General features: G+C 50.5%; 7 protein-coding genes and 1 pseudogene. 3 read left to right on the top strand and 5 right to left on the bottom strand.

Annotated features, from left to right (window positions below; genetic code table 11):
• Positions 1–486: 486 nt before the first annotated feature.
• Complete coding sequence (locus tag G7Y51_RS12880) at positions 487–1,650, top strand: integrase arm-type DNA-binding domain-containing protein (protein ID WP_165178108.1); 1,164 nt, start codon at positions 487–489, stop codon at positions 1,648–1,650.
• 45 nt (positions 1,651–1,695) lie between these two features.
• Here G7Y51_RS12880 and G7Y51_RS12875 read toward each other — a convergent pair whose 3' ends face one another.
• Positions 1,696–2,283: an IS630 family transposase gene (locus G7Y51_RS12875; protein ID WP_165178106.1), complete on the bottom strand. Its 588-nt coding sequence runs from the start codon at positions 2,281–2,283 to the stop codon at positions 1,696–1,698.
• Positions 2,213–2,596: a helix-turn-helix domain-containing protein gene (locus G7Y51_RS12870; protein ID WP_165178104.1), complete on the bottom strand. Its 384-nt coding sequence runs from the start codon at positions 2,594–2,596 to the stop codon at positions 2,213–2,215. The genes G7Y51_RS12875 and G7Y51_RS12870 overlap by 71 nt, the downstream gene beginning before the upstream one ends.
• Positions 2,597–2,846: 250 nt before the next feature.
• On the opposite strand from G7Y51_RS12870, the pseudogene tnpA reads away from it, so the two are divergent.
• Positions 2,847–3,274 (top strand): annotated as a pseudogene (gene tnpA, locus G7Y51_RS12865) (IS200/IS605 family transposase).
• Positions 3,275–3,357: 83 nt separating this feature from the next.
• On the opposite strand, the gene G7Y51_RS12860 reads toward tnpA, so the two are convergent.
• The 3 genes from G7Y51_RS12860 to G7Y51_RS12850 are packed head-to-tail and all read right to left on the bottom strand — an operon-like array spanning position 3,358 to position 5,608.
• Positions 3,358–4,653 (bottom strand): fatty acid--CoA ligase family protein, encoded by a 1,296-nt coding sequence (locus G7Y51_RS12860; RefSeq protein WP_165178102.1) that lies wholly within the window; start codon positions 4,651–4,653, stop codon positions 3,358–3,360.
• A complete protein-coding gene (locus tag G7Y51_RS12855) occupies positions 4,653–5,330 on the bottom strand; it encodes an SDR family NAD(P)-dependent oxidoreductase (protein ID WP_165178100.1) in 678 nt (225 codons plus the stop codon). The genes G7Y51_RS12860 and G7Y51_RS12855 overlap by 1 nt, the downstream gene beginning before the upstream one ends.
• Positions 5,327–5,608: an acyl carrier protein gene (locus G7Y51_RS12850; RefSeq protein WP_165178098.1), complete on the bottom strand. Its 282-nt coding sequence runs from the start codon at positions 5,606–5,608 to the stop codon at positions 5,327–5,329. Before G7Y51_RS12850 ends, G7Y51_RS12855 begins: the two co-directional genes overlap by 4 nt.
• Before the next feature lie 359 nt (positions 5,609–5,967).
• Here G7Y51_RS12850 and G7Y51_RS12845 point away from each other — a divergent pair.
• The coding region (locus tag G7Y51_RS12845) for a transposase (RefSeq protein WP_165178096.1) at positions 5,968–6,164 on the top strand (197 nt) is incomplete at its 3' end.

The following is a 6,164-nucleotide window of genomic DNA, read 5'->3' as shown; positions in this document are numbered from 1 at the left end:
GAAAGACGCGACCCTGATCCTCGTCGGCGGTACAGGCTTCCGTACTGATCGCCCGCTCCGTAAACCGGACTTCGCCCACGCCGGTAATGGCGTGATCCGTCATGTCCAGATTCGTTTGCATGGCGTTAGAGCAATTTCACTTTGAAGTTACGTAACTCGTTTCAGGAAGTCCAAATATGTCTGATTAGCATGTAATTTCAATATATTAATCAGGCATCTTTGCCTTATCCCATCCACAAAAATCCACCTGCATCCACAAAAACCGTTGGTAGACGTGTTGGTAGTCTTTTGGTAGGTCTGGGCTGTCAATGACGGCGTTTCCCAAGGTCGGGCAGTGCTGCCCCCGGCCCTGGGAAACTGATCTGGGTTCCCCTCTCAGCTACCGGCATATTTCTTGTAATACCTTGTATCAAAATGTTTTTTCAGAAATATGTTGGTATCAGTCAGTCCAACCGTACCAAGAAACACCACTCTGGAGGTGGCCGGATGAAACTGACCGACACATTCATTCGGCATGTCATAGCCAACGGCAAGATTCAGAAGCACTCGGACGGCGGGGGGCTGTTTCTCTACGTCACGCCCACGGGCAAAAAATCGTGGCGGTTGGCGTACCGCTTCGCGGGCAAGCAGAAGCTCATTTCCCTTGGCCCGTATCCGTCCGTGAGCCTGCGCGAAGCACGGGAAAAACGGGAAGAGGCCAAAAAGCTGCTGCGGGAACATATCGATCCCAGCGAGGCCCGACGCCAGGCCAGAGAAGCGGCGGCGGAAGCGGCCCGCAACTCTTTCGAGGACGTGGCGCGGGAATGGTGCGCCAAATACTCGCCAAAGTGGGTTCCCTCATACCAAAAGGCGGTCATCCGCATTCTGGAGGAAAATCTCTTTCCCCACATTGGCAAACGTCCCGTCAACGCTATTACCCCAAGGGAACTGCTGGCCGTTCTCCGGCGGGTGGAAGAACGGGGTGCGTTGACCATAGCCCACAAGGCGCTGCGTGATGCCGGACGGATTTTCCGTTACGCCGTTGTCACCGGCAGGGCGGAACATGACATTGCCGCCGATTTGCGCGGCGCTCTCGCCCCCACGGTCAACGGCCACCATGCGGCCATCACCGAACCCGCCGCCGTGGGCGAACTGTTGCGCAGGATCTACGCCTATGAGGGGAACTTTTTCATCTCCCGCGCCCTGCGTCTTGCGCCGCTGGTTTTTGTCCGTGCCAATGAACTGATCCGCGCGGAATGGGAGGAAATCAACCTTGAGGCGGCGGAATGGCGCATTCCGGCGGAACGGATGAAGATGAAGCAAATCCATGTCGTGCCGCTTTCGCGTCAGGCCCTGGCAATTTTCCATGAGCTGCATGAGAAAAGCGGCGACGGACGCTTTGTCTTTCCGGGCAACCGGGCGGGAAACGACGGCCCCATGTACAGAGGAGGCCCGTTGCGCGTCCTGCGGCAACTCGGCTGCGCCACCGGCGAACATACCTTCCACGGCTTCCGGTCAATGGCGTCCACCCTCCTGAACGAGCTTGGCTATAACACAGACTGGATAGAGCGCCAGCTTGCCCACTGCGAGCGCAACGGCGTCCGCGCCGCGTACAACTATGCCGAGTATCTGCCGGAACGGCGACGCATGGTTCAGGAGTACGCCGACTAGAGTATTTTGCTTTTAACTTTTTACATAGCCACAGGATTTAAACCATCATTCAGCGTCTTTTTGTGTGATACAACTTAATGCTTTTCCAATGGATTTGTACAGTTCATCACATGTTTTTGCTTTCATACCCCGAAGTAATTGTTTCACTTTGCTCCACATCTTTTCAATGGGATTTAAATCCGGGCTGTATTCTGGAAGGAAAATATACTTGCAGCCTTTTTCCGTTATTAAGTTTCGGGCTGTTTTTGATTTATGGACATTCAAATTGTCCATTATAACAATATCGTTAGCTTTAAGCGTTGGAAGAAGAAATTTTTCAATATAAGCATTGTACATCTTTCCATCCAGTGCCCCATCAAAAACAACACTGCAAGTTTCTCCCGTTACCCGGATTGCTGAAAGTATGCTTATCCTTTCCCAACGTCCGTCTGACGCATGATCATGGCAACGTTGGCCATTTCTGGCTCTGCCGTATAATCTCGTCATATTGGTTTTGGCACCGGTTTCATCAATAAATATCAATCTATTACATGAAGCTTTTTGCTGGAACAGTTTCCATTCCTCACGTTTCCTTCTTACATCTTCGCGTTCTTGTTCGCTGGCCTTGAGAGTTTTTTTTATATTTGTAGCCAAGTTTAACAAGCAGACGGTGGATGGCAGCCAGGCAACAGGATTTATTAAAATGCTCTTTAATTTCCTGAAGCGTCATATCACCATTTTTATCAAGAAGGGCTTGCAATTCCCGAATCTCCTCGCATGAGAAACAACTTGGACGATGGCCATTGGGTTTGGCTGATAATCGTTGGTTTTCACGGTAAGCTCTGACCCAATTGCAGATGCTAGCCGGGGTATAACCTAAAATATCTGCCAATTGCCTGGCTGTTGCTTTTCCATCAAGATACGCATGAACAGCCTTGGTTCGGATTTCTTCAGATGCAAATTTCACCTCTGCAATCTAAACGATTTCTAAATAAAATAAAAGTGAAAATGCTCTATCTGGATATGTTACGCGGAAAAGTACGATAGACGGGATAAAAAGCAAGACACGCCCCGGCCCTGTTCCAGAGGTTCCGTCTCGGACAGGGGCGCTTTTTTATCTGTGCTAGAGCATTTTCACTTTTATTGTCCCACGCAGGGAGGGGTAAAACCCCCACCTTTAGGTGGCGGCTTTAGCGTTTCTTTTGTAGAATGTGGGCATGAGCAACTATCGTAAAGGCTCCCACAGTGTTTTCTCAATTCACTTGCACCTGGTCTGGATAACCAAGTACCGGAAAAAGATTTTGTCAGGCGACATCGCCCAAAGGGCCAGGTCGCTGATACGCGGTATTTGTGAGAAACATCAGGTGGAAATACTCAAAGGACATATAGCACCCGACCATATCCATCTTTTCGTTTCGATTCCGCCAAACCTTGCTGTGAGCAAGCTGATGCAACAACTGAAAGGCCGAACCTCCCATGGCATGATAAACGAATTCCCATTGTTGCGCCGCCAGTATTGGGGACGCCATATGTGGCGCGCGGCTATTTCTGTTGCAGCAGTGGTAATGTGACCGATGAGGTTATCAAGCAATACATTGCGCAGCAGGAAGATGCTGATGAGACCTTTCGGATTGAGGGTAAATGACTTAAGCCTGCTTCAGCGTCAGAAGGCAGAATACTGGCGTTTTGGCAAACACAGAGATCAGGTAAAATCCGGACGCCAGAGGATTACAGTATTTTGAAGCGATGGCTGATTGTCATGTCCTGCAAACGGATGCGCTTTGGCGCCATATGGGCGGGCAACCGCGTTTTAAGAAATGTGAGAAGCGCCGAGGTGTCCACATGCCCGCCGTCACATGGCTGCACCTTGAGTTCGACATGCTGGCCGGTAATGGGGTTCATGCGTCCCTCCGCTCTAGCAAAGGCGACACCGGGGAAGTGCAGCGCGGCATTTTCCACTTCAGAAGCGGCGAACTTCAGCCCTCCTACATTGATGATGTCTCGTGAACGCCCATCAATCCGGAAATACCCATCTTTTTCGCTGACCACATCACCAGTATCGTACCACCCGTCTTCATCAAACGGAGAAGGCGCATTCAGATACCCTAGCATGCGGGCTTGGGATCGTATTTGAAGCCTCGAATCCGTGATACGAGTTTCAATACCTTCACCGCCAATCTTCATGAACAGACTGTTTCGCGCTTCTGACTTTACACGCATGATGCCCAGCTCTGACATGCCATAGGTCTGACGAAAATCAACATTCGGTAGCAAGCGGCACAACTGATCCAGTGTTTCCTGATCCATGCGCTCTGTGCCGTATGTAACAATTTTGATACTTGAAGGAAAATCTGCAGGGAGCATCCCACTCAACAGAAGGAGGCGCAGGAAGGTGGGCGTTGTGGGTAAAAGTTCCACCTGGCAGCGTTCACACGTTTCCAGAACGGCCTCCACCGACCGTGCCGTGGGAACTACTACAACGCCACGGTTAAAAAGTGTATGAAACAGTGTATTCAAGCCGCCAATATGATCAAAGAGCAGAAAATTCAAAGACCGCAACGCCGGTCGCGGCGTAAAAAAGCGCTCCAGAAACTGGTTCAGGTCATGAAGAATTGACTTGGGTTTCCCAGTGCTACCGGATGAGAACAGTACGAGGCCAGCCCGGCCCTGGCAACGCAGTGTTTCAAGAAGCGGATGGGATGCCTGTCCAGGCCTCCGCTTAAGCGCACCATCTTTCAGCACGGCATCTACATGGGCTGCATCAAAAAAATACTCATGGTCACGCGCAGTTTCGTGCGTGAGTGGTACTATAATGGCCCTTTTTTCAATCAGATGCAGAAGAGTCGCAATGTGTGAGGGACAAAAGTCGCCAAGCAAGGCGACGACTTCTCCTTCACGAATAGAAGAAAGATTTGGTTCTACCTGTTTTACAAGGTCATCAAAATAATATTCGCTTCCGTTTGCAATAAGAAACGGGCTCTTTGTCCCTGCCCATACATGTTCCAAATGCGTCAGCAAATGCATCAATATCCTCCCACATGCAAGACTTGGCCTGAAATCGCATCTGCACGCCTATCAAGCAAGAGTTCTGTAAGGTCACACACGGCGTCAGGTGAAAATTCATGAGGAATGATCTGTTGTGAAACGATATGCTCTATCTGCGCATCGGTAACGCCGTGGAGCAGACCTGTGCGGATCGGGCCTGGAGCTATACAGTTCACAGTTATGCCAAATTCGGCCACTTCCCGGGCAAATGCGCGCGAAAACGCCTCCACCCCAGCTTTGGATGCAGCATAGACGGCTTCCCCCTTGAGTGCCAGTGCAACGGCAATGGTGGAAAAGTTGATGATTCGGCCGGTGCGCCGGCGAACCATCAACGGAGTAAGACACTGACAACAGTGGATGGTCCCCAAAAGATTGGTACGTACCAACGCTTCTGTCATGTGCGGCGGCATCATGAGCGCAAGATTCATTGAAGCGACGCCTGCGGCATTAATCAGTCCTTCCACTGGCTCCCCGCATTGGCGGATTCGCCGGCTCAGGGTGCGCACGTCATTGTAGGAACCGACATCACACCGCTCCATGCCTAGTGCATCTTCGGAAATGGAACGGGAGACACCAAGCACACGCAGGCCGTGCATAGCAAGCCGCGCGTAAATTGCCGCCCCCAGCCCGCGGCTTGCCCCCGTAACGATGATCATGGACGTTGCCTCGACTGTTCGGCAAAGTTGTGTGCAAGAGAACCCGCAGTTCTGAACATACTTCTGCTTCTGGACATAGCAACATCGGAAGTCCAGTCAAATTCAAAGCCCATTTCCTGCGCCTTGTCTTCCAAAGAGACACAAAGTTCAATCAATCGCATGGAATCGAGTAGCCCCCCAACCCCGATTAACGTACTTTCTTCATTGATTTCCGCAGAAGCCTTTCCGAGAACAGCCGCAATTGCACCAAAAACCGTTTCACGAGCCATGGTATCCATAGTGTTTTGTTCCTCCTTTAACAATATTTTTGTATAATTAGACTGTGTAGTCTGTGTTGCTCCACAGTTTCAGTCTGAATTGACTATGAACTTCTCCCTGCATTCACGCAGTTCAACAGGGAAATTTCGGGTAGGACATTTTCGCTCCTGAGCTTCAAATACTTGCCATGTCAGACAATAACCCAAAAAATCACACCATTCGCCACCTTTCATCAGGCGCATGTCGCGATCCGGTTTTCTTTGAAAACCGCAGAGTTCGTGGATTCCAATGATTCGATTTCCGCGGCGGACTAGGGTGCGTCGTCAATTGACAGTTGCTGAATAATAATTACTTCCTCTCTACCAACCTGGGAGGATGAATGATACCAGCTCACCGTCGCCACGATATATCTGATGGCCTTTGGGAAATTTTGAAACCACACTTGCCGGGCAGAGAGGGCGTCAGGGGAGTAACTGCAAAGGATAATCGTCTCTTCATAAACGCAGTCTTCTGGATTATGCGTACTGGCGCGCCATGGCGGGATTTGCCTCCTGATTTTGGTGACTGGAAAAATAC

The sequence above is a fragment of the Desulfovibrio sp. ZJ369 genome, assembly GCF_011039085.1.
Lineage (GTDB): Bacteria > Desulfobacterota > Desulfovibrionia > Desulfovibrionales > Desulfovibrionaceae > Desulfovibrio.
This window is presented reverse-complemented; position numbering and strand designations above follow the sequence as displayed.